16 protein-coding genes are annotated in these 20,641 nt (G+C 70.0%); 7 read left to right on the forward strand and 9 right to left on the reverse strand.

Annotated elements, in window-relative coordinates; all coding sequences use genetic code 11:
• Nucleotides 1-116 precede the first annotated feature (116 nt).
• From O1R50_RS09685 to gsmA, 4 genes are all read right to left on the reverse strand, one after another.
• Nucleotides 117-329, reverse strand: coding sequence for a hypothetical protein (locus tag O1R50_RS09685; protein WP_270109788.1), 213 nt, complete (start codon nucleotides 327-329; stop codon nucleotides 117-119).
• A gap of 141 nt (nucleotides 330-470) precedes the next feature.
• A complete protein-coding gene (locus tag O1R50_RS09690) occupies nucleotides 471-1,079 on the reverse strand; it encodes a prepilin peptidase (RefSeq protein WP_270109789.1) in 609 nt (202 codons plus the stop codon).
• 165 nt (nucleotides 1,080-1,244) lie between these two features.
• Nucleotides 1,245-4,154, reverse strand: coding sequence for an excinuclease ABC subunit UvrA (gene uvrA / locus O1R50_RS09695; RefSeq protein WP_408612668.1), 2,910 nt, complete (start codon nucleotides 4,152-4,154; stop codon nucleotides 1,245-1,247).
• 341 nt (nucleotides 4,155-4,495) lie between these two features.
• Nucleotides 4,496-5,590 carry a sporangiospore maturation cell wall hydrolase GsmA gene (gene gsmA, locus O1R50_RS09700; protein WP_270109792.1) on the reverse strand — a complete coding sequence of 365 codons (1,095 nt, stop codon included), beginning with the start codon at nucleotides 5,588-5,590 and terminating at the stop codon, nucleotides 4,496-4,498.
• 144 nt (nucleotides 5,591-5,734) lie between these two features.
• Here gsmA and typA point away from each other — a divergent pair, with 144 nt between their 5' ends.
• A complete protein-coding gene (typA, locus tag O1R50_RS09705) occupies nucleotides 5,735-7,606 on the forward strand; it encodes a translational GTPase TypA (protein ID WP_270109793.1) in 1,872 nt (623 codons plus the stop codon).
• Nucleotides 7,607-7,699: 93 nt separating this feature from the next.
• Here the strand turns inward: typA and O1R50_RS09710 are convergent, their stop codons facing one another.
• The 5 genes from O1R50_RS09710 to mraZ form a co-directional block, all read right to left on the reverse strand.
• The gene (locus O1R50_RS09710) at nucleotides 7,700-8,614 is read right to left on the reverse strand and encodes a proteasome assembly chaperone family protein (protein WP_270109794.1); all 915 of its coding nucleotides are present in this window, start codon (nucleotides 8,612-8,614) and stop codon (nucleotides 7,700-7,702) included.
• 89 nt (nucleotides 8,615-8,703) lie between these two features.
• A complete protein-coding gene (locus tag O1R50_RS09715) occupies nucleotides 8,704-10,902 on the reverse strand; it encodes a peptidoglycan D,D-transpeptidase FtsI family protein (RefSeq protein WP_270109795.1) in 2,199 nt (732 codons plus the stop codon).
• Nucleotides 10,903-10,910: 8 nt separating this feature from the next.
• Complete coding sequence (locus tag O1R50_RS09720; RefSeq protein ID WP_270109796.1) at nucleotides 10,911-11,489, reverse strand: hypothetical protein; 579 nt, start codon at nucleotides 11,487-11,489, stop codon at nucleotides 10,911-10,913.
• Nucleotides 11,486-12,454 carry a 16S rRNA (cytosine(1402)-N(4))-methyltransferase RsmH gene (rsmH, locus tag O1R50_RS09725; RefSeq protein WP_270109797.1) on the reverse strand — a complete coding sequence of 323 codons (969 nt, stop codon included), beginning with the start codon at nucleotides 12,452-12,454 and terminating at the stop codon, nucleotides 11,486-11,488. The genes O1R50_RS09720 and rsmH overlap by 4 nt, the downstream gene beginning before the upstream one ends.
• Nucleotides 12,455-12,471: 17 nt before the next feature.
• Nucleotides 12,472-12,903: a division/cell wall cluster transcriptional repressor MraZ gene (gene mraZ, locus O1R50_RS09730; protein ID WP_270109927.1), complete on the reverse strand. Its 432-nt coding sequence runs from the start codon at nucleotides 12,901-12,903 to the stop codon at nucleotides 12,472-12,474.
• 570 nt (nucleotides 12,904-13,473) lie between these two features.
• Between mraZ and O1R50_RS09735 the strand changes: the two genes are divergently transcribed.
• The 6 genes from O1R50_RS09735 (at nucleotide 13,474) to O1R50_RS09760 (ending at nucleotide 20,637) form a co-directional block, all read left to right on the forward strand.
• Entirely contained in the window at nucleotides 13,474-14,718 is a 1,245-nt protein-coding gene (locus O1R50_RS09735; protein ID WP_270109798.1) for a Mur ligase family protein, read from the forward strand.
• A gap of 25 nt (nucleotides 14,719-14,743) precedes the next feature.
• A complete protein-coding gene (locus O1R50_RS09740; RefSeq protein WP_270109799.1) occupies nucleotides 14,744-15,460 on the forward strand; it encodes a type 1 glutamine amidotransferase in 717 nt (238 codons plus the stop codon).
• Between the two features lie 147 nt (nucleotides 15,461-15,607).
• Entirely contained in the window at nucleotides 15,608-17,518 is a 1,911-nt protein-coding gene (locus tag O1R50_RS09745) for a beta-galactosidase (protein WP_270109800.1), read from the forward strand.
• 62 nt (nucleotides 17,519-17,580) lie between these two features.
• Nucleotides 17,581-19,188 carry an MDR family MFS transporter gene (locus tag O1R50_RS09750; RefSeq protein ID WP_270109801.1) on the forward strand — a complete coding sequence of 536 codons (1,608 nt, stop codon included), beginning with the start codon at nucleotides 17,581-17,583 and terminating at the stop codon, nucleotides 19,186-19,188.
• A 33-nt stretch (nucleotides 19,189-19,221) separates the two neighbouring features.
• Complete coding sequence (locus tag O1R50_RS09755; RefSeq protein ID WP_270109802.1) at nucleotides 19,222-19,836, forward strand: NADPH-dependent F420 reductase; 615 nt, start codon at nucleotides 19,222-19,224, stop codon at nucleotides 19,834-19,836.
• A 111-nt stretch (nucleotides 19,837-19,947) separates the two neighbouring features.
• A complete protein-coding gene (locus tag O1R50_RS09760; protein ID WP_270109803.1) occupies nucleotides 19,948-20,637 on the forward strand; it encodes an aspartate/glutamate racemase family protein in 690 nt (229 codons plus the stop codon).
• Nucleotides 20,638-20,641 lie beyond the last annotated feature (4 nt).

A 20,641-nucleotide genomic window follows, 5' to 3' on the forward strand; every position in this document is an offset into this window, starting at 1 on the left:
CCCCCGGGTGGGTCCCCTCCGCGCCCCCCTGCCCTCGGGCGGGCCCGGGCCGCGGCGCCCGGCCGCGGCGAGGGGCGGCCGCCGGTATCGAAAGCGGCCGCCCCTCTGCTTGAGCGCTAGTCGACCGCGACGAGCTTGTCGAGGTTGAGAACGTCAGCGCCGACGACCGACGCGACGATGTCGTCCGCGCCACCCACCACCGCGGACAGCACGCTGCTCGGCTCGCCGGACTCGACGGTGCCGGCCGCGAACACGGGTGTCGCCACCCCGGCGGCGAGCATTCCAGCGGCTCCGGCCGCGATGGCGGTTCTGGCGATGAAACGAATCATGGTCACCTCTCAGTGTCGGTGTCGATATTGACCCTTTTGTAGCGAGCCAGCCCCGAATATAACGACTGGGTCGTGTCGGATATAGGGAATCGACAAACCAGACTCATCAGGCTCGAACGTCCTGGAAAGCGGGCCTTCACCTCACCAGAAGATCCACGGCTCCGTCGCGATGGCCGCGGCGGCTCCGGTGAGCATCGCCGGGCCGTAGGGGAAGTCCTTGCGGCCCATGGCCATGACGGCGACCGCCTGGCCTCCTCCGAAGAGGATCGCGGCCGCGAGCGCCAGGGCCGCCGCTTCCCAAGCGGCCCAGCCGGTGACGAGGCCGAGCAGCCCCGCGAGCTTGACGTCGCCGAAGCCGATCTGGCCGGTCGCGCAGCCGATGCCGTACAGCGCCATGGCGATCGCGGCGCAGGCGACGGCCCGCAGCAGCATGTCCGGGTCGCCGGTGGCGATGAGCAGCGCTCCCGCGAGGGGGTAGGCGGGCAGGATGAGCACGTCGGGCAGGCGTCGCTGGTAGACGTCGATCCAGCCCGCCGCGATGCCGACCGCGGCGACTGTGCCGAGTGCGACCCCGTGCAGCAGTCCGTCTGCGCGCCAGGCGATCAGGAGGGCTACAGCGAGGCTCACGCTCTTGACGAGGCGCGGGTCGGGATGGCGGTCGGTCGCCAGGGCGACGCAGCGGCCGAGGCCTGGGCCCGCGAGGAGGGCGGCCGTGGCCGCGCCGATATAGAGAGCACCGGGGAAGAGCACGCTGCGATGCTCGCATTCCGTTGGGGCGGAATACGGGAGCGACGCGGGCGCGGTCGGGCGCGGGGCCCGCGGTGGTCGGGTTGAGTTGGGGCGCAGGGTCACCGGGGATGCGGCGGCAGTGCCGCGGGAAGCCGTTGGGGCACCGCGGGAGCGAGGCGGCCCGGACTACCGCTTCGCGGCGGTCTTGCGGCCGTTGCCCGCCTTGGCCCTGCGCGCGGCGGCACCGTCGCCGTTGCCCTTGCCGTCGAGGCCGAGCAGCGGGCGGAGGTACGCGCCGGTGTGGCTGGCCGCGATCGCCGCGACCTCTTCGGGCGTGCCCGCCGCGACGAGCGTGCCGCCCTTGTCGCCGCCTTCGGGGCCGAGGTCGATGACCCAGTCGGAGCATTTGATCACTTCGAGGTTGTGCTCGATGGTGATCACGGTGTTGCCCTTGTCGACCAGGCCGTCGAGGACCCCGAGGAGCTTGCGCACGTCCTCGAAGTGCAGACCGGTGGTCGGCTCGTCCAGGATGTACACGGTCTTGCCGGTCGAGCGCTTCTGCAGCTCGGACGCGAGCTTCACGCGCTGCGCCTCGCCGCCGGACAGGGTCGGCGCGGGCTGGCCGAGCCGCACGTAGCCGAGTCCGACGTCGTTGAGCGTCTTCAGGTGCCGGTGGATCGTCTGGATCGGCTCGAAGAAGTCGGCGGCCTCCTCGATGGGCATGTCGAGCACGTCGGAGATGGTCTTGCCGCGGTAGTGGACCTTGAGCGTGTCCCGGTTGTAGCGGGCGCCGCCGCACTCCTCGCACGGCACGTACACGTCGGGCAGGAAGTTCATCTCGATCTTGAGCGTGCCGTCGCCGCTGCACGCCTCGCAGCGCCCGCCCTTGACGTTGAAGGAGAACCGGCCCGGGCCCCAGCCGCGCACCTTCGCCTCGGGTGTGCCCGAGAAGAGCTTGCGGACCTTGTCGAACACGCCGGTGTACGTGGCCGGGTTCGAGCGCGGGGTGCGCCCGATCGGCGACTGGTCGACGCCCACGACCTTGTCGACCCCGTCGATGCCGGTGATCGTGCGGTGCCGTCCCGCGACGATCTTCGCGCCGTTGACCTCGGCCGCGAGGGTGTTGTAGAGGATCTCGTTCACGAGCGTGGACTTGCCGGAGCCGGAGACGCCGGTGACCGAGACGAGGCAGCCCATCGGGAAGGCCGCGTCGATGCCCTTGAGGTTGTTCTCCCTGGCGCCCTTGACGACCAGTTCGCGGCCGTGGTCGGCCGGGCGGCGCTGCTCGGGCACCGGGATGTGCTTGCGGCCGGACACGTAGTCGCCGGTGATGGAGCCATCGGCCTCGGTGAGGCCGGCGACCGGTCCGGAGTAGATGACGTGGCCGCCGTGCTCGCCCGCGCCGGGGCCGATGTCGACGATGTGGTCGGCGACGCGGATGGTGTCCTCGTCGTGCTCGACGACGATGAGCGTGTTGCCGAGGTCCCGCAGCCGCTCCAGGGTCGCGATGAGCCGGTTGTTGTCGCGCTGGTGCAGGCCGATCGAAGGCTCGTCGAGCACGTACAGGACGCCCACGAGGCCCGCGCCGATCTGCGTGGCGAGCCGGATGCGCTGGGCCTCACCGCCCGAGAGGCTCCCTGCGGCGCGCGCGAGCGTCAGGTAGTCGAGGCCGACGTCGAGCAGGAACTGCAGGCGGGCCTTGACCTCCTTGACGATCGGCGCGGCGATCATCGAGTCGCGGTTCGAGAGCTTCAGCGCGTCGAAGAACACCGAGCAGTCCGCGACCGAGAGCGTGCAGACCTCGTGGATGGACAGGCCCTCCACGGTGACCGCCAGGACCTCGGGCTTGAGCCGGGTCCCCTCGCATGTCGAGCACGGGATCTCCCGCATGAACTGCTCGTACTTCTCGCGGGTCCACTCGGAGTCGGTCTCGTGGTGGCGGCGCTCGACCCACGGCACGACGCCTTCGAAGCGCGTCTCGTAGGAGCGGCGCTGGCCGCGCTTGTTGCGGTAGGAGACCTGCAGGGTCTCGCCGTAGCCGTAGAGCACGGCCTTCTGCGCCCGGGCCGGGAGGTCGGCCCAGGGGGTGTCGACGTCGAAGCCGACCGCCTCGCCGAGGGCGACGATCTGGAACAGGAAGTAGTCCCCCATGCCGACCGAGGACCAGGGCGCGAGCGCGCCGTCGCGGATGCTCGACTCCTGGTCGCGGATCACGAGCTCCGGGTCGACCTCCTTGCGCACGCCGAGGCCGTGGCACACCGGGCAGGCGCCGAAGGGCGCGTTGAAGGAGAAGGTTCGCGGCTCGAGTTCGTCGAGCGAGAGCGGGTGGTCGTTGGGGCACGCGAGCTTCTCGGAGAAGCGGCGGGTGCGGTTCGGGTCGTCCTCGGGGACGTCGACGAAGTCGAGCACCACGACCCCGTCGGCGAGCCCGAGCGCGGACTCGACCGAGTCGGTGACGCGCTGGATCGCGGAGGCCTTGACGGCGAGGCGGTCGATGACCACGTCGATGTCGTGCTTCTCCTGCTTCTTCAGCTTCGGCACGTCGGTGAGTGCGTACACCTCGCCGTCGACCCGGGCGCGGGCGTAGCCCTGCTGCTGGAGGTCGCCGAAGAGGTCCACGAACTCGCCCTTGCGCTTGCGCACCACCGGGGCGAGGACCTGGAAGCGGGTGCCCTCGGGCATCGCCATGATCTGGTCGGTGATCTGCTGCGGCGACTGGCTGACGATGGCCTCGCCGCACTGCGGGCAGTGCGGGACGCCGATGCGGGCGTAGAGGAGGCGCAGGTAGTCGTAGATCTCGGTGATCGTGCCCACCGTCGACCGCGGGTTGCGGGAGGTGGACTTCTGGTCGATCGACACCGCCGGGGACAGGCCTTCGATGAAGTCGACATCGGGCTTGTCCATCTGGCCGAGGAACTGGCGGGCGTAGGCCGAGAGCGATTCGACGTAGCGGCGCTGGCCTTCCGCGAAGATCGTGTCGAACGCCAGGGAGGACTTGCCCGAGCCGGACAGGCCGGTGAAGACGATGAGCGAGTCGCGCGGGAGGTCGAGGTCGACGTCCTTGAGGTTGTGCTCGCGCGCGCCGCGCACGACGATGGTGCCCGCTGCGTGTCGTTCGGAAGCGGAGCGCTGAGGTCCGGATTCGGGAGTTTCGGTGTCGATCAGAAGGTGCTCGTTGGCCACGGTGGGAATCTAACGTTCGGGTCCGACAGTTCTGGGAGCCCCGCTGTTCGAAGGAGGGCCGCCCTACGAGGCTACTCCCCCGCGTAGTGCGGATTCGTACGCCGATGTGACCTTTGACTCAGGCTCCACGCATACGAAAGCGGGCCCGGTGGCGGCGCGCATGCATGGCTCGCGAGTTTCGCCGAGAATGCCGCCGCCTTGACCGGACCCGCCTTCGATGGCAGGAATCAAGCCTTGTGGGTGACCCGTCCGGTTCAGTCGAACCGGTAGAGGTCGTAGTCGTCCATGATCCCGATGAGCTTGTCCGAGTACTGCGGGTCGGTCGCGTAGCCGGCCTTGTGGATCTCTCGGGCGAAGCGCTTCGCGTCGTCCGCGTGGTCCATGGCGGTGGCGTAGCGGGACCAGTTCGCGAGCAGGTCGCCGTGGTCGCGGTAGGAGTCGGCCACGTTCCTGTAAGCGCGGAACGTCGCGTCCATGTCGAAGCAGCCGCCGGTCGGACTGCACTCGAAGGTGGCGTAGTCGCGGCAGCCGATGGCGTGGTCGCCGGGCGAGCCGAAGCACTTCATGCCGAACAGGTTGTGGTCCTCGCGGGCCAGTGCGCCCTTGCCCCAACCGGATTCGAGGATCGCCTGCGCGATGGTCACCGAGGCGGGCACGCCGGTGGCGCGGTCGCTGGCCTGCGCGGCGGAAGCGTGCGCGTCGATGAAGCCCGCGGTGCCGCCGCGCGGGACCGCGGGCGGGGCCTGGCCGCACCAGGGCAGCCACGGCTCGCCGGCGCTCCACTTGATGTAGGCGGCGGAGACGTAGCGCTTGTCGCCGATCAGGTACCAGGCGCCCGTCTTGCGGGCGGGGCCGGTGACCTCCTGGCCCCAGACCTGGCATTTGACGGAGATCCCGGTGCCGTTGGCGAAGGTGCCCTGCCTGTCGGAGGTCGAGTTCGCGGCGGCGCGGATGTTGAGTTCGCCGCCGTCGGTGCTGACCATGGCGTTGGTGGCGGCCTTCGTGGCGGCGGAGCACCACGGCACGGGCTGCGGGGGCGACCAGTTGACGTACGAGTTGGAGATCCAGCGGTTCTTGCCGATGCGCAGCCAGGTTGACGTGGTGCGGACGTAACCGCTGATCTCCTCGCCGCGGACCATGCAGAACACCTCGGGGTTCGCGCCGTTGGCGAGGGTCCCGGCGGTCTTCTGGTCCGTGGCCGGGCCGGTGCGGACGTTCAGCGTGCCGCCTTCGGTGGCGATGATCGCACCGGTGATCTTGGCCTGTCCGGGGGCCGCGCCGACGAGGATCACCCCGGCGGCGAGCGCGAGAACCGTAACGAACCGGATGTATATTTGGAATACGCCCATAGTGGGCAGCCTAGATAATGAGGGATTTTCTGTCATTGAAAGGCTCAATGTGAACAAACTTCAGGCATCGGACGAGGTTTCTGGTGTCCGCGATCACCTGGGTTGACGCCAGGTCCCTCTCGTGCTTAAGCGACAATGGTCGTCGTGTCTACACGCTCTGATCTGCGCAACATCGCCATCGTCGCCCACGTCGACCACGGCAAGACCACGCTCGTCGACGCCATGCTCAAGCAGGCCGGCGCCTTCCGCGAGGGTGCCGCCGTCGACGACCGCGTCATGGACTCCGGTGACCTTGAACGCGAGAAGGGCATCACGATCCTCGCGAAGAACACCGCGGTCCACTACACCAACCCGGCCGACGGCTCCCAGATGGTCATCAACATCATCGACACGCCGGGCCACGCCGACTTCGGCGGCGAGGTCGAGCGCGGCCTGTCCATGGTCGACGCCGTCGTGCTCCTGGTCGACGCCTCGGAGGGTCCGCTCCCGCAGACCCGCTTCGTGCTCCGCAAAGCGCTCACCGCGCGCCTGCCGGTCATCTTGTGCATCAACAAGACCGACCGTCCGGACGCCCGCATCGACGAGGTCGTCAACGAGACCTACGACCTGTTCCTGGACTTGGACGCCGACGAGGACCAGATCGAGTTCCCGATCGTCTACGCCTGCGCCCGCGACGGCGTCGCCTCGCTGAACAAGCCCAAGGACGGCACCGTTCCCGAGGACTCCGACAGCCTCAAGCCGTTCTTCGACACCATCATCGAGCACGTGCCCGCACCCGAGTACGACGAGGCGAAGCCGCTCCAGGCCCACGTCACGAACCTCGACGCCGACAACTTCCTCGGCCGCATCGCGCTGTGCCGCGTCATGGAGGGCGAGCTGCGCAAGGGCCAGACCGTCACCTGGATCAAGCGCGACGGCACCCAGCAGAACGTGCGCATCACCGAGCTCATGATGACCGAGGCGCTCACCCGCAAGCCCGCCGAGAAGGCCGGCCCCGGCGACATCTGCGCCATCGCGGGCATCCCGGACATCATGATCGGCGAGACCCTCGCCGACCCGGAGAACCCGATCGCGCTGCCGCTCATCACCGTCGACGAGCCGGCGATCTCGATGACCATCGGCACCAACACCTCGCCGCTGGTCGGCAAGGGCGGCAAGGGCCACAAGGTCACCGCCCGCCTGGTGAAGGACCGCCTCGACCGCGAACTGGTCGGCAACGTCTCGCTCCGGGTCCTCCCGACCGAGCGCCCCGACGCCTGGGAGGTGCAGGGCCGCGGCGAGCTGGCCCTCGCGATCCTGGTCGAGCAGATGCGCCGCGAGGGCTTCGAGCTCACCGTCGGCAAGCCCGAGGTCGTCACCAAGCAGATCGACGGCAAGACCCACGAGCCGGTCGAGCGCCTGACCATCGACTCCCCCGAGGAGCACCTGGGCGCGATCACGCAGCTCATGGCGACCCGCAAGGGCCGCATGGAGACCATGACGAACCACGGTTCGGGCTGGATCCGCATGGAGTGGCTGGTGCCCTCGCGCGGTCTCATCGGCTTCCGGACCGAGTTCCTGACGCAGACCCGCGGCACCGGCATCGCGCACTCGATCTACGAGAAGCACGAGCCGTGGTTCGGCGAGCTCAAGACCCGCAACAACGGCTCGCTGGTGGCCGACCGCGCCGGGGCCGTCACCGCCTTCGCGATGATCAACCTGCAGGAGCGCGGCACGCTGTTCGTGGGCCCGACCACCGAGGTGTACGAGGGCATGATCGTCGGCGAGAACTCGCGCTCCGACGACATGGACGTCAACATCACCAAGGAGAAGAAGCTCACCAACATGCGCGCCGCCTCGGCGGACTCGACCGAGAACGTGGTCCCGCCGCGCGCGCTGTCGCTGGAGCAGTCCCTGGAGTTCTGCCGCGAGGACGAGTGCGTGGAGATCACCCCGGACACCGTCCGCATCCGCAAGGTCGTCCTGGACCAGAAGGAGCGCGGCCGGAGCGCTTCGAAGGCCAAGCACGGCAAGTAAGCCCTGAACGCGGAAAGCGGGCCCGACCTTCCGGTCGGGCCCGCTTTCCGCTGTTATTCGGTCGCCGTCGCGCTTGCCGCGCACCACGAGGCGCTACTTGTCGTCCTCGCCTCGCTGGCGCTCGGCCAAGAAGTGCTCGAACGCCGCTCCGAGTTCGTCGGCGGTCGGCATCCGGCCGTCCTGGAGCATCTCGTCGGCCTCGGCGGCCTCGGTGAACGAGTCGTACTGCTCCTCAAGGGTCTTCACCACGTCGGCGACCTCCTCGGATTCGGCGACCTGCTCGGCGATGTCCGAATCCACTTGCGCGCGTTCGACTTCCAGCTCCTCGTCGGAGGGCAGGTCGAGGCCGGTGGCCTCGCGGATGCCCTCGAGGAGGCGCAGCGAGGCGGCCGGGTAGGTCATCTGCATGACGTAATGCGGCACGTGCACCGAGAGGCCGATCGCGTCGCGGCCGGACTCGCCGAGGCGGTACTCCAGCAGCCCCGCGGCGTTGCCGGGGACCGTGACCTCGTTGAACACCGGGCGGTTGTCGAAGACGAGTTCGGGCCGGGTGGCGTGCACGGTCATGCCGAGCGGCCGGGTGTGCGGCACCCCCATCGGGATGCCCTGGAAGCCCAGGGTGAGCGGCACATGCCAGTGCTCGACCAGGTCCTCCACCGAGTCCACGAAGCGTTCCCAGGCGAAGTCGGGCTCAGGGCCCGTCATGAGCAGGAACGGCTTGTCCGCCGCGTCCCGCATCAGGTACACCACCAGCTGCGGGGCCTCGAAGTCCGACCAGCGGTCGATCGAGAACGTGAGGTTGGGCCGCCGGGAGCGGTAGTCGATGAGCTGGTCCACGTCGAACGACGCGACCGGGGTGTGCTCGCAGGTCTTGAACAGGTGGTCCACCACCCCGCGACCCGCTTGGCCTGCGTCCATGAACCCGTCGAGGAAGTGCAGCAGCACCGCTCCCCGCGCCTCGGCCGGTTCCGCCAGGACCTCGCACAGTGCCCAAGGGTCAACGTTCAAAACAATCGGCTCCTTCTTCCTTGACGCCTTCGATGCTAACGCCCTGGGCCGACCCCCGATTCCCGCTCGCGGAGAACTTCGGAGAAGCGTCACCCCCAGACGTCGAACTCCGGCGCGGGCTCGGTCGCGGGGCGAACCCCGAAGTACCCCAAGGCGAACTCGTTGATCTCCTTAAACGCCTCGCCCGTGGTGGAACCGCCGCCGCCACCGCCGGGAACGTAGACGCTCACGGCCACCACGTACTGCGGATCCTCGGCCGGGGCGAATCCCACGAACGAGGTGATGTTGCCGGGCGCGTACGCGCCGTCGACGACGAGGCTGCCGGTGCCGGTCTTGCCGGCCAGGTGGTAGTTCTCGAGCGCCGCGTTGCGGCCCGTGCCGGTCTCGGCCGCGATGGGCGCCTGCAGCAGGTACTGGAGGTTCTCGGCGGTCTCCTTGGAGATGACGCGGTGCGTCTCGGGTTCGGGCTGCTCCACGACGGTGCCGTCGGCCTCGATCTTCTGGTCGACGAGCGTGGGCTGCACGTAGACACCGTCGTTGGCGATGGCGCCGTAGAGCGCGGCCATCTGCATGATCGTGGTGGTGCCCTCGTGGCCGATCGGGACCGAGCCGTACGAGGTGCCCGACCAGTTCTGGGGTTCCTGGAGGATGCCCGAGGCCTCGCCCGCGATCCCGACGCCCGTGGGCTGGCCGAGGCCGAAGGCGAGCTGGTACTCGTAGAGCTTCTCCTTGCCGATGCAGTCGGCGAGCTTGATGGTGCCCACGTTCGAGGACTGCGCGATGATCCCGGCGAGGCTGAGCACCGCGTCGCCGTGCTCGTAGCCGTCCTTGTAGACGGTGTCGCCCTTGGTGATCGTCTGCTCGAGAGGCATCGTGCCGTCGGGCTCGATGCAGCCCTCCTCGAGGGCCGCGGCGAACACGATCGCCTTGTGGATCGATCCCGGGTCCACAGTGGCCTGAGTGCCGTAGTCGCGGTACGCCTCGGGGTCGTCCACGTCGAACGGGTTGGCCGCGTCGTAGGTCGGGGTCGAGGCCATCGCCAGCATCTCGCCGGAGCCGACCTCCATGACCATCGCCGAGCCGAACTCGGCGTCGTGCTCCTTCACCGTCTCCTGCAGGATGTTCTGCACCTGGAACTGGAGCTTGTCGTCGAGGGTGAGCTGGATGTCGTTGCCCGGCACCGCTTCCTCCTCGCGGTAGAACGCGCCGGGGATCGGCTGGCCGGACTGGCTGCGCTCGTACGAGACCTCGCCGTCCTCGCCCGAGAGCCAGTCGTCGTAGGCGGCCTCCAGGCCGACGAGGCCGTTCCCTTCGCCGCCGGTGAAGCCGATGACGTTGGCGGCCAAGTCGTGTCCGGGGACCATGCGGCTCTCGTCCTCGCCGATGATGAGGCCCGGGTTCTCCATCTCGCGGATCCGGTCGCCGACCTCGAGGCTGACGCCGCGCTGCAGGTACGCGAAGCGGATCGCCTCGCCCTGCGCGGTCTCCTTGGTGGCGATGATCGGTTCGATGTCGGAGGCCTTCCGGCCCAGGAGCGGCGCCAGGGTCGCGGCCACCTCCGCGGGGTCGCCCTTGACCATGCCGGGATCGACGGCGATGTAGTTCGCCTCGATCGAGTAGGCGAGCCGGTTGCCGTTGCGGTCGAGGATCGCGCCGCGCTCGGCGGGCAACGGCTCGGTCGTGAGGCGCTGGTTCAGGGCCTCCGCCGCGTAGGCCGCTGAGTCGGTGACCTGGAGCTGCACGAGCCTGGCGCCCGAGACGAGCAGCAGGATCATGACGAAGGCCGCGGCCATGCGCAGCCGCCGCCGCGGGTTGCCGATGCGCGGCAGGCTCGCGAGCGGCCGCACCTCGATCGGCCCGGTGGCACGGAGCGTGCCGCGCGGTCCGCCGCGGCGCGGCGGGTTGACCGGACCGGTGCGCCTGGTCGGCGCCGGACGGACGGTCCCGGTGCGGCGCACCGGCTCCGAGCGGTCGGCGGCGGTGCGCTTCGGTTCGGGTTCGGGCCTGCGGGGCTCGGTGATCGTGCCGGTCTCGCGCTGGCGGCGCTCGCGCGAGCGGGCCGCGGCCTCGCGGCGCCTGCGCGCCGCGAGGTCGTCGGCCTCCTGCTGCTGCGAGGTCCGGTTGCGTTCGCGGCGCGCGGCCTCGCGGTCGCGCGCCCCGTTCTCCCGGGCCCGGTTGTCCTCGGACCCCTCCGCCGCCTCGCGGACGGTGCGCCCGCGAGGCGTGTAACGGCGCGCTCGACTGATCGATGAGGGGTCGCGCCGTCGACGGGGGTCGGATTCGGTCATCGACGTCCTTACTCTTCGTTCCAGGGCACCTCGACGGTCTCGCCGCCGGGCAGGTACAGGAAGGTCACCTTCTCCGGGTGCACCATGCCGTACAGCTGCGCCTGGGCCTGGAGGTACACCGGCGTGTCGAGGTGCGACAGCTCGTCCTCGAGCGCCTGCTCGGTCTGGTCGAGCTCGCCGGCCTGGGTCCGCAGCTCCTGCAGCCGGTAGGCGTCCTCGTTGATGACCGTGTTCAGCACCAGCAGGCCGAAGATCCCGGCGACCACCAGCGCGAGGATGCCGCCGACGAACGCCGGGCGCGGCACCTCCACCGGCTCCGGCGCGGGCTTGGCCTTCGTCTCAGTCCGGGTGCGCGGGAGCACCACGGTCTCGCGCTGCGGCGCGGCCGGGGTCTCGGTCTCCGCCGGAGGCGCCTCGACCGGGACGGTGGCGGGCTGGACGGCGAGGTTCCCCTCGAACACAGGCGCGGAGTCATCGGCGTCGCCGACGAGGCCGCGGCGTCGCGAAGACGCGGCGCGGGCCCGCCGGCGGGCGGCCTTGATGATCTCGTCGGGGTCGGCTTGCGCGCGACGGTACTGGTCGCTCATGGTGCGCCTCCTGCTCCTGTGGACGGTGCGATGCGTTCCGCGGCGCGGAGCCGGGCGGGCGCCGCGCGCGGATTGCGGTCGAGTTCGGTCTGGGTCGGTTGCTGGGCCTTCTTCGTGAGGAGTCGAAAGGTGGGTTCGGTTCCGGGGAGGTCGACGGGGAGGCCGGCCGGGCTGGTGGAAGTGGCCCTTCGGGCCAGCTCCTGCTTGGTGATGCGGTCTTCGAGCGAGTGGTAGGAGAGCACGACGACGCGGCCGCCGGGGGCCATCACGTCGAGCGCCGCGGGCAGTGCGCGCTCCCAGGTCTCGAGCTCGCCGTTGACCTCGATCCGCAGGGCCTGGAAGGTCCGCTTGGCGGGGTTGCCGCCGGTGCGGCGGGCCGCGGCCGGGATCGCGTCCCGCACCAGGTCCGCCAGCGCGCTGCTGGAGGTGATCGGGGCCTTGGCCCGGGCCTTGACGATGCTGGAGACGACGCGGGTCGCGAACTTCTCCTCGCCGTACTCGCGCAGGATGCGCACGAGGTCGCCCGGCTCGTAGGTGTTCACGACGATCTCGGCGGTGAGCGGGTCGTCGGGGTTCATGCGCATGTCGAGGCGCGCGTCCTGGCTGTAGGCGAAGCCGCGGTCGGCCTGGTCGAGCTGCATCGAGGAGACGCCGAGGTCGAACAGGACGGCGTCCAGTGATGCGAAGCCGTTGTCCTCCAGGACTTCCGGGATCTCGTCGTAGACGGCGCGGGCCGGGATGAAGCGCTCGCCGAAGTCGGCGAGGCGCTTGGAGGCGAGTTCGAGTGCGGTGGGGTCGCGGTCGACGCCGATGACCGTGAGGCCGGGGTGGGCGGTCAGCAGCGCCTCGGTGTGCCCTCCGGCGCCGAGGGTCGCGTCGACGGCCAGCGCCCCGGGGCGCGAGGCGGCGGGCGCGAGGTATTCCAGCACTTCGTCGAGCATCACCGGGATGTGCGGTGCGTTCATTCCGCTCACCTCCTTCTCTACAGTCCTTCGGGCAGGTCGCCCTCTTCGATGTCGGCGAAGGCCTCTTCCGAGGCCTCCAGGTAGTCGTCCCAGGTCTGGGTGTTCCAGATCTCCACGCGGTTGGAGGCGCCGATGACCGCGAGTTCGCGGTCGAGGCCGGCGTATTCGCGCAGCCGCGGGGGGATGGTGACGCGCCCCTGCTTGTCGGGGACCTCGTCGTGGGCCGAGGCGAAGAACACCCGGCTGTAAGCGCGGGCGGTCTTGCTCGACATGGGGGCCTGCTGGAGCGCTTGGGCGATGCGCGTGAACTCCGTTTCGGGGAACACGTACAGGCAGCGTTCCTGGCCCTTGGTGATCACGACTCCTTCCGCCAGTCCTTCCCTGAACTTCGCGGGGAGGATGACGCGGCCCTTGTCGTCCAGGCGCGGGTTGTGGGTGCCGAGGAACATCGGCGCCACCCCCCGTGACTCTCAGGCTGCGCGGCCGCTCCGACCGCGTCGATGAGGCGACGGCCCCACCATTGCGCCCCACCTTACTCCACTCTCCCCCACCCTTGGGGGTTGTTTCCGCGTGGCATCCGTGGTGGGCGTGGCGTTAGGGCTGGTCAGGGTTGGTGGAGGACAGTGGAGTGACGAGTGCGCAACACGTGCCCCAGAAGGCGAATTCCGTTCATCCTTCACCACCGCGGGTGGCAAGCGGCCCAAGAGGACCCGGTTGTCGGCGACGCATCGGGCACGGAGGGCGACGGTCACGGGCACAGTGCGCGCCCGTGCGATCACTGTGGAGCGAGGGGTGGCGGGGAGTGGAGGCGATCCGGGGGCGTCCGCGCTGCCCGGTGCGGGCGGCGCATCGGCGTTCGTCGCTGCCCCGGGTAGCACTCGTGCCGATCGGCGGCCCGCAAGCGTCGCCGATCCCCGGTCCACCTCACGCAACGCCGCCACTCATCACGGGTTCCGGTGCGCATGTGACAAACTCTTGTGCATAGTCACCGGTTCCGATCAAGCTGAAAGCGAGCCCGCATGAGCGCGAATCTGACCCCACGCGCGAAATTCGCCACCACGCTCCTCAGGACCGCGGCGGCGCTCTCGCGGGCCACGGGCCGCGGCGACGGCTCGGTGATCGGCGGACGCGTCGGGTTGATCGTCGAGCCGCGGCTGCTGGAGCTGCTGGCCGAGGGCCGCCATGTCGTGCTCATCTCGGGCACGAACGGCAAGACCACGACCACCCGGTTCACGACGGCCGCGATCGAGGCGATCGGGAAGGTCGCCACGAACTCGTTCGGCGCGAACATGCCGACGGGCCACACGACCGCGCTGGCGAAGGCGCCCAAGGCGGAGTACGCCGCGCTCGAATGCGACGAGCACTACCTGGGGCAGCTGCTGGACGCGGCGAGCCCGAAGGTCGTGGCCCTGCTCAACCTCTCGCGCGACCAGCTCGACCGGGCCATGGAGGTCACGGCGCTGGCGGCGAAGTGGCGCCAGACCCTGCAGACTTCGGCCGGGCAGTCGACGATCGTCGCGAACGCGGACGACCCGCTCATCGTGTGGGCCGCCTCGGTGTGCCAGCGCGTGGTGTGGGTGGCGGCGGGCCAGTCGTGGACGGCGGACTCGGCGATCTGCCCGAACTGCGGTTCGCACCTGGACCGGTTCGGCGAGTTCTGGCGCTGCACGAACTGCGGCCTGAACCGGCCGAGCCCGCAGTGGTCGGTGGCGCAGGAGGGCGAGGCGGTGGTGGGCCCGGACGGACGCCGCTACGAGCTGAACCTGCAGCTGCCGGGCCGGGTGAACCGCGCGAACGCCGCGACGGCGCTGGCCGTTGCGAGCCTGTTCGGGGTGGATCCGGCGCAGGCCGCGCCGCGCCTCTCGGAGGTCGCTTCGGTGGCCGGGCGGTACGCGAAGGTCGAGCGGGAGGGCCGCCAGCTGCGGCTGCTGCTGGCGAAGAATCCAGCCGGGTGGCTGGAGTCGTTCGACATGATCGAGCCGAACCCTCCGGTGGTCTTGTCGCTGAACGCGCGCGAGGTGGACGGCTTCGACACGTCGTGGATCTACGACGTGGACTTCACGTCGCTCGCGGGCCGCAAGGTGGTCGTGACGGGCGACCGGCGCACCGACCTGGCCGTGCGCCTGGAGGTCGACGGCGTCGACTTCATCGTGGTGGACGACATCAGGGCGGCGATCGCGGCGGTGCCGCCGGGGCAAGTGGAGGTCGTCGCGAACTACACGGCCTTCCAGGACATCCGCGCCGAATTCAACCGGGTCAACTAGCGAGAGAGAGCGTCCCATCGTGGCTATGAGCACCCTGCGCATCGTCTGGCTCTACCCCGACCTCTTGTCCACCTACGGCGACCGGGGGAACCTGCTGGTGCTGGCCCACCGGGCCCGCGCCCGGGGCATCGACGTGGAGCCCATGCAGGTCCGCAGCGACCAGCGCGTCCCGCACACCGCGGACATGTACCTGATCGGCGGCGGCGAGGACGGCCCGCAGGCCGTGGCGGCCGACCGGCTGCTGCAGGACGGCGCGCTGAACCGGGCCGCCGAGGCGGGGAAGCCGATCCTCGCGATCTGCGCCGGGTATCAGCTGCTGGGCGCGTCGTTCTACGCCAACGGCCGCGCGTACGAGGGCTTGAACATCCTGGACCTGCGCTCGGACCGGGGCCCGTCGCGGGCTGTGGGCGAGATCGCGGGCGAGGCGGCGCCGCAGCTGGGGATCGGGCCGATCACCGGATTCGAGAACCACGGCGGGCGTACGCACCTGGGCGAGGCGGTGCAGCCGCTCGCGCGGGTCACCGCCGGGATCGGGAACGACGGCGCGACCGAGGGCGCGTGGGCGGGTCACGTGATCGGCACGTACATGCACGGTCCGGGCCTGGCGCGCAACCCGAAGCTCGCTGACCTGCTGCTGGCGTGGGCGATCGGGGTGGACCCGTCGCAGCTGCCGCCGGTCGACGACACGTGGCCGGAGCGGCTGCGCGCCGAGCGCTTCCAGGCGCTGTCGGCAGCGCAGTAGCCTCCCCACCGGAGCCCTTACGGACGGTACTCCCGCTCGCATTAGGCTGGCGAAACCACCCACATGCGGTTAGTTTTGTCAGACAACTAATTGACCCCGGCGCGGCCTCCCCCGCCGCGCCGGTGCGATGCGCGCGAGGAGAACCCCATGGACTGGCCCAAAGGCGTCGAAGGCCTGAGCTACGGCGGCGACTACAACCCCGAGCAGTGGCCTGAGGACGTCTGGGACGACGACGTCATGCTCATGCGCGAGGCGGGCGTCAACCTCGTCAGCGTCGGCGTCTTCTCGTGGGCCAGACTCGAACCGCGCCAAGGCGAGTACGACTTCGGCTGGCTCGATGCCGTCCTCGGCAAGCTCCACGCCGGGGGGATCGCCGTCAACCTCGCCACCCCCACCGCCTCGCCCCCGCCGTGGTTCACCCTCGCCCACCCCGACGCGCTCAACACCCGCCCCGACGGCGTGCGCCAGGTGCACGGCTCCCGCGACACCTACGACATCTGCGCGCCCGCCTACCGCGAGGCCTCGCGCACCATCGCCGCGAAACTCGCCGAGCGGTACGCCGACCACCCCGCGCTCGCGATGTGGCACGTGCACAACGAGTACGGCTCCTCCACGTACTCCGAGCACGCCGAACGGGCGTTCCGCCTCTGGCTGCAGGCGAAGTACGAGAGCCTCGACGCCCTGAACGCCGCCTGGTGGGGCTCCTTCTGGAGCCAGCACTACAGCGAGTGGGACCAGATCCTCGCGCCCCGCGCCACCCAGTACCTCCAGAACCCCGCTCAAGAGCTCGACTTCAAGCGCTTCACCTCCGACGCGATGCTGGAGCACTACAAGGAGCAGCGCGAGATCCTCCGCGCCGCGAACCCGGAGGTCCCGATCACCACGAACTTCGTGTTCGGGCAGTGGGTCCCGGTCGACCACTGGAAATGGGCGTCCGAAGTGGACGTCGTGGCGTTCGACTCGTACCCGTCCGCGCCCGATGAGCGGGCCGAGCAGCAGAGCGCCTTCCACGCCGACCTCTGCCGCTCCTGGGCCGGCGGCGGCGACTGGCTCCTCATGGAGCAGGCCGCCGGAACCCTGCACTCCAAGGACGGCCGGATCGCCAAGGCCCCCGGGCGCATGGCCCGCCACTCGATGATCCACATCAGCCGCGGCTCCAAGGGCGCCATGTTCTTCCAGTGGCGCGCCGGACGCGGCGGCGCCGAGCAGTGGCACTCCGCGCTGGTCCCCCACGCGGGCAAGAACACCCGCGTGTTCCGCGAAGTCGCCGAATTCGGCAACACCCTCCCGAGCATCGCCCACACCGTCGAGGCCCCCGTCGAGACCGACGTCGCGATCCTGTGGAGCCCCGACTCCTGGTGGGCCACCCACGGCGGCGTGCACCTGCCCGGGCAGGTCGACTACCTCGAGAACGTCGCCCAGATCCACCGGGTCCTGCGCGACCGCGGCGTCATCGCCGACTTCGTCGCCCCTGAAGGCGACCTCTCCAAGTACAAGACCGTGATCGCCCCTACCACCTACGTGCTCAGCCGGGCCGGGGCCGAGAACCTCCGCTGGTTCACCGCCGGGGGCGGGCGCCTCGTCGCCTCCTACCTCACCGGCGCCGTCGACGAGCACTGCCAGGTGTGGCTCGACGGCTACCTCGGCGGCATGACCGACCTCTTCGGCATCCGCGTCACCGAGCACCTCCCCCAGCCCGCCGGCGAACTGCGCGCCCTGTGGAACTTCGGGGCCGCCGAGCGCTTCTGCGAACTCGTCGAACTGCGCGGCGCCCAGTGCGTCACCCAGTACGCCACCGGGGACGTCATCGAGAACCAGCCCGCCGTCACCGTCAACCCCTTCGGCGAGGGCGAGGCCTGGTACGTCTCCTGCAAGCTCGTCGACGAGGCCTGGGACCGGCTCTTCGAGGAACTGAAACTCAGCGGCCCGGGCCGCCCCGGACTCGACGTCGTCGACCGCGGCCAGTGGCGGTTCATCATCAACCACACCGACAAGGAAGAGCAGGTCGGGCACGTGATCGTCCCCGCCGGCTCCTGGGCCGTCGACCGGAAGGTCTGACAGACGGCCCGAATGGGGCATTCCGGCCCGCCTCCGCGGAGGCGGGCCATACGCTCAGGCGCATGAGCGACGACAACGCCTGGACCGGCCAGCGCCTCAGCGGCCGCGAACTGTTCACGCTGTTCAGCGCGCTCATGCTCACCATGCTGCTGGCCGCGCTCGACCAGACGATCGTCGGCACGGCCCTGCCCACGATCGTGGGCGACCTCAACGGCATGGACGACTACACGTGGGTCGTCACCGCCTACCTCATCGCGACCGCGGCCACCACCCCGCTGTACGGCAAGCTCTCCGACCTCTACGGGCGGCGGCCGATCATCCTGCTGGCCATCACGATCTTCCTGGTGTCCTCGGCACTGGCGGGCCTGTCGCAGAACATGCTCCAGCTCGTGCTGTTCCGCGGCCTCCAGGGCGTGGGCGCCGGCGGGCTCATGACGCTGGCGTTCACCATCGTCTCGGACGTGCTGCCGCCGCGCGACCGCGGCAAGTACCAGGGCCTGTTCGGCGCGGTGTTCGCGCTGTCGTCGGTCGCGGGCCCGGTGCTCGGCGGCTGGCTGGCCGAGGTGGACTGGCGCTGGATCTTCTACATCAACCTGCCCACCGGCCTGGTCGCGCTCGTCGCCGTCAACGCGGTGCTGCGCAAGCACCCGATCCCGACGCGGCAGCACAAGATCGACTACCTCGGGGCGATGTTCCTCGTCCCGGCCGTGACCTGCCTGCTGCTGGCGACGACCTGGGGCGGCCAGGACTACGCGTGGACCTCCGGGGTCATCCTCGGCCTGTTCACGGCCGCGGCGGTGCTGACCGCGGCGTTCCTGGTGGTGGAGACCCGCGCGGAGGAGCCGATCCTGCCGCTGCGGATGTTCCACCAGGGCACGTTCAGCCTCGCCTCGGTGATCGGGTTCGTCTTCGGCATCGCCATGTTCGCCGGGATCGTCTACATCCCGCTGTTCTTCCAGATGGTGCGCGGCTACACGCCCACCAAGTCGGGCCTGCTCATGCTGCCGATGATGGTCGGCATGGTCGCGACCTCGATCCTCTCGGGCTTCGTGATCTCCAAGGCGGGTCGCTACAAGTGGTTCCTGGTGGGCGGCGCGGTCGTGTCGACCGTCGGGCTGTCGCTGTTCACGCAGGTGCACGTGGACACGCCGCTGGCGACGAGCGCCGTGTACTTGCTGGTCCTCGGCCTCGGCATGGGCATGTTCATGCAGCCCTTGGTGCTCGCGATGCAGAACATCGTGTCGATGGCGGACCTCGGCGTCGCCACCAGTACGAACACGTTCGCGCGGACCCTCGGCGGGGCGGTCGGCACCTCGGTGCTCGGCGCGGTCATGAACGCGACGCTCGACCGCGAGCTCACCGCGAACCTCCCCGCGGCCCTCGCGCAGCTCTCCCCTCAAGAGGCCGCCGCGTTCGGCGGCTCGGACCTGTCGGCGCTGACCGAGTCGCCCACCGCCGTCCAGGGCCTGCCGGAACCGGTGCGGCTGGTCGTGCAGCAGGCGTTCACCGACGGCATGGACGACGTCTTCCTCGTCGCGGCGGTCATCACCGCCGTCGCGATCGTGCTGACCCTGTTCCTGCCGGACCTCGTCCTGCGCGGCGCACCTGACGCGCGGACCGAGGAGCCCGACACCGCGGCTGACCAGATCCGGGCCGACACCCTTCCGTAAGCGAGTTGTCCGACCGGAAACCAAGGAGGAGCAATGGAAGTACTGATCGTCGGAGCGGGCGGCATGGCCCGGGGCATCGGCCTGCGGCTCGTGCGCGGCGGGCACCAGGTGCGCATCGCCCACCGCGAACCCGACAAGGCCGCGGACCTCGCGGCGGAGCTCGGCGACAACGCCTCCGGCGAGCCGCTCGACAGCGCCGCCGGCGCCCAGGTCGTCATCCTCGCCCTGCCTTACGAGGGCAGCAAGGAGATCGCCGAGGTCTGGGCCGACCGGCTCGCGGGCAAGATCATCGTCGACATCAGCAACCCCGTCGACTACGAGACGTTCGACCGGCTCGTCACGCCGCCCGGCAAATCCGCGACCGACGAGATCGCCGAGGCCGCGCCGGGCGCGAAGGTCGTCAAGGCCTTCAACACCACGTTCGCGTCCCGGCTAGCGACCACCGGAAAGCTCGACGTCTTCATCGCCGGGGACGACGGCGACGCCCGCAAGCAGATCGCGAGCCTCTGCACCGACGCCGACCTACGCCCGATCGACGTCGGCGGCCGCAAGCACGCCGCCACCCTCGAGGCCATGCAGCTGCTCCACATGAAAGTGCAAGGCGAGATCAACGGCAACTGGTCCACCGCGCTCACCTTCGCCCCCTGACCGCGATGCGGAGGGGAGGGTGCCGCCGCCGCGGCGACCTCCCCTCGCATCCCAAGAGCTCTCGGCCGCTACTCACTGGCGCGGTAGCGCCCCGGAGTGGAGAATGAGCGGATGCGCACCATCGGCCTCATCGGCGGCATGTCCTGGGAGTCCTCGGCGGAGTACTACCGGTTGATCAACGAGGGCGTCCGGACCCGCCTGGGCGGGCAGCACAATGCACGCAGCCTCATGGTCACGGTGGACTTCGCGGAGATCGAGGCGATGCAGCGCGCCGATGACTGGGACCGAGCCGGGAAGGTCCTTGCCGAGGCCGCGACGGCCCTCGAACGCGGCGGCGCCGACATGATCGCCCTGTGCACCAACACGATGCACCTTGTCGCCGACCGCATCGAAGCGGTGTCCCGGGTGCCGTTCGTCCACCTGGTCGACGCGACTGCCGAGCGCATCACGGCAGCCCGGATCGAGCGGGTCGGGCTGCTCGCCACCCGCTTCACCATGGAGATGGGCTTCTACGCCGAGCGGATGGCCCGGCACGGCGTCGAGGTCATCGTGCCGCCCTCCGGGGACCGCGAGACGGTCCACGAGATCATCTACGGCGAGCTGACGCTCGGCGTGGCCGAGGACGACTCGCGGGCGTCCTACCGGCGGATCATGGCCGATCTCGCGGAGCAGGGCTGCGAGGGGATCATCTACGGCTGCACCGAGATCACGCTGCTCGTCGACGAATCCGACAGCCCGGTCCCGGTCTTCGACTCGACGCGCCTGCACGCGGAGCGGCTGGTCGGCCTCGCACTCGAATGACCCC

The organism is Glycomyces luteolus (assembly GCF_027622875.1).
In the GTDB taxonomy this organism is placed as follows: Bacteria; Actinomycetota; Actinomycetes; order Mycobacteriales; family Micromonosporaceae; genus Glycomyces; species Glycomyces luteolus.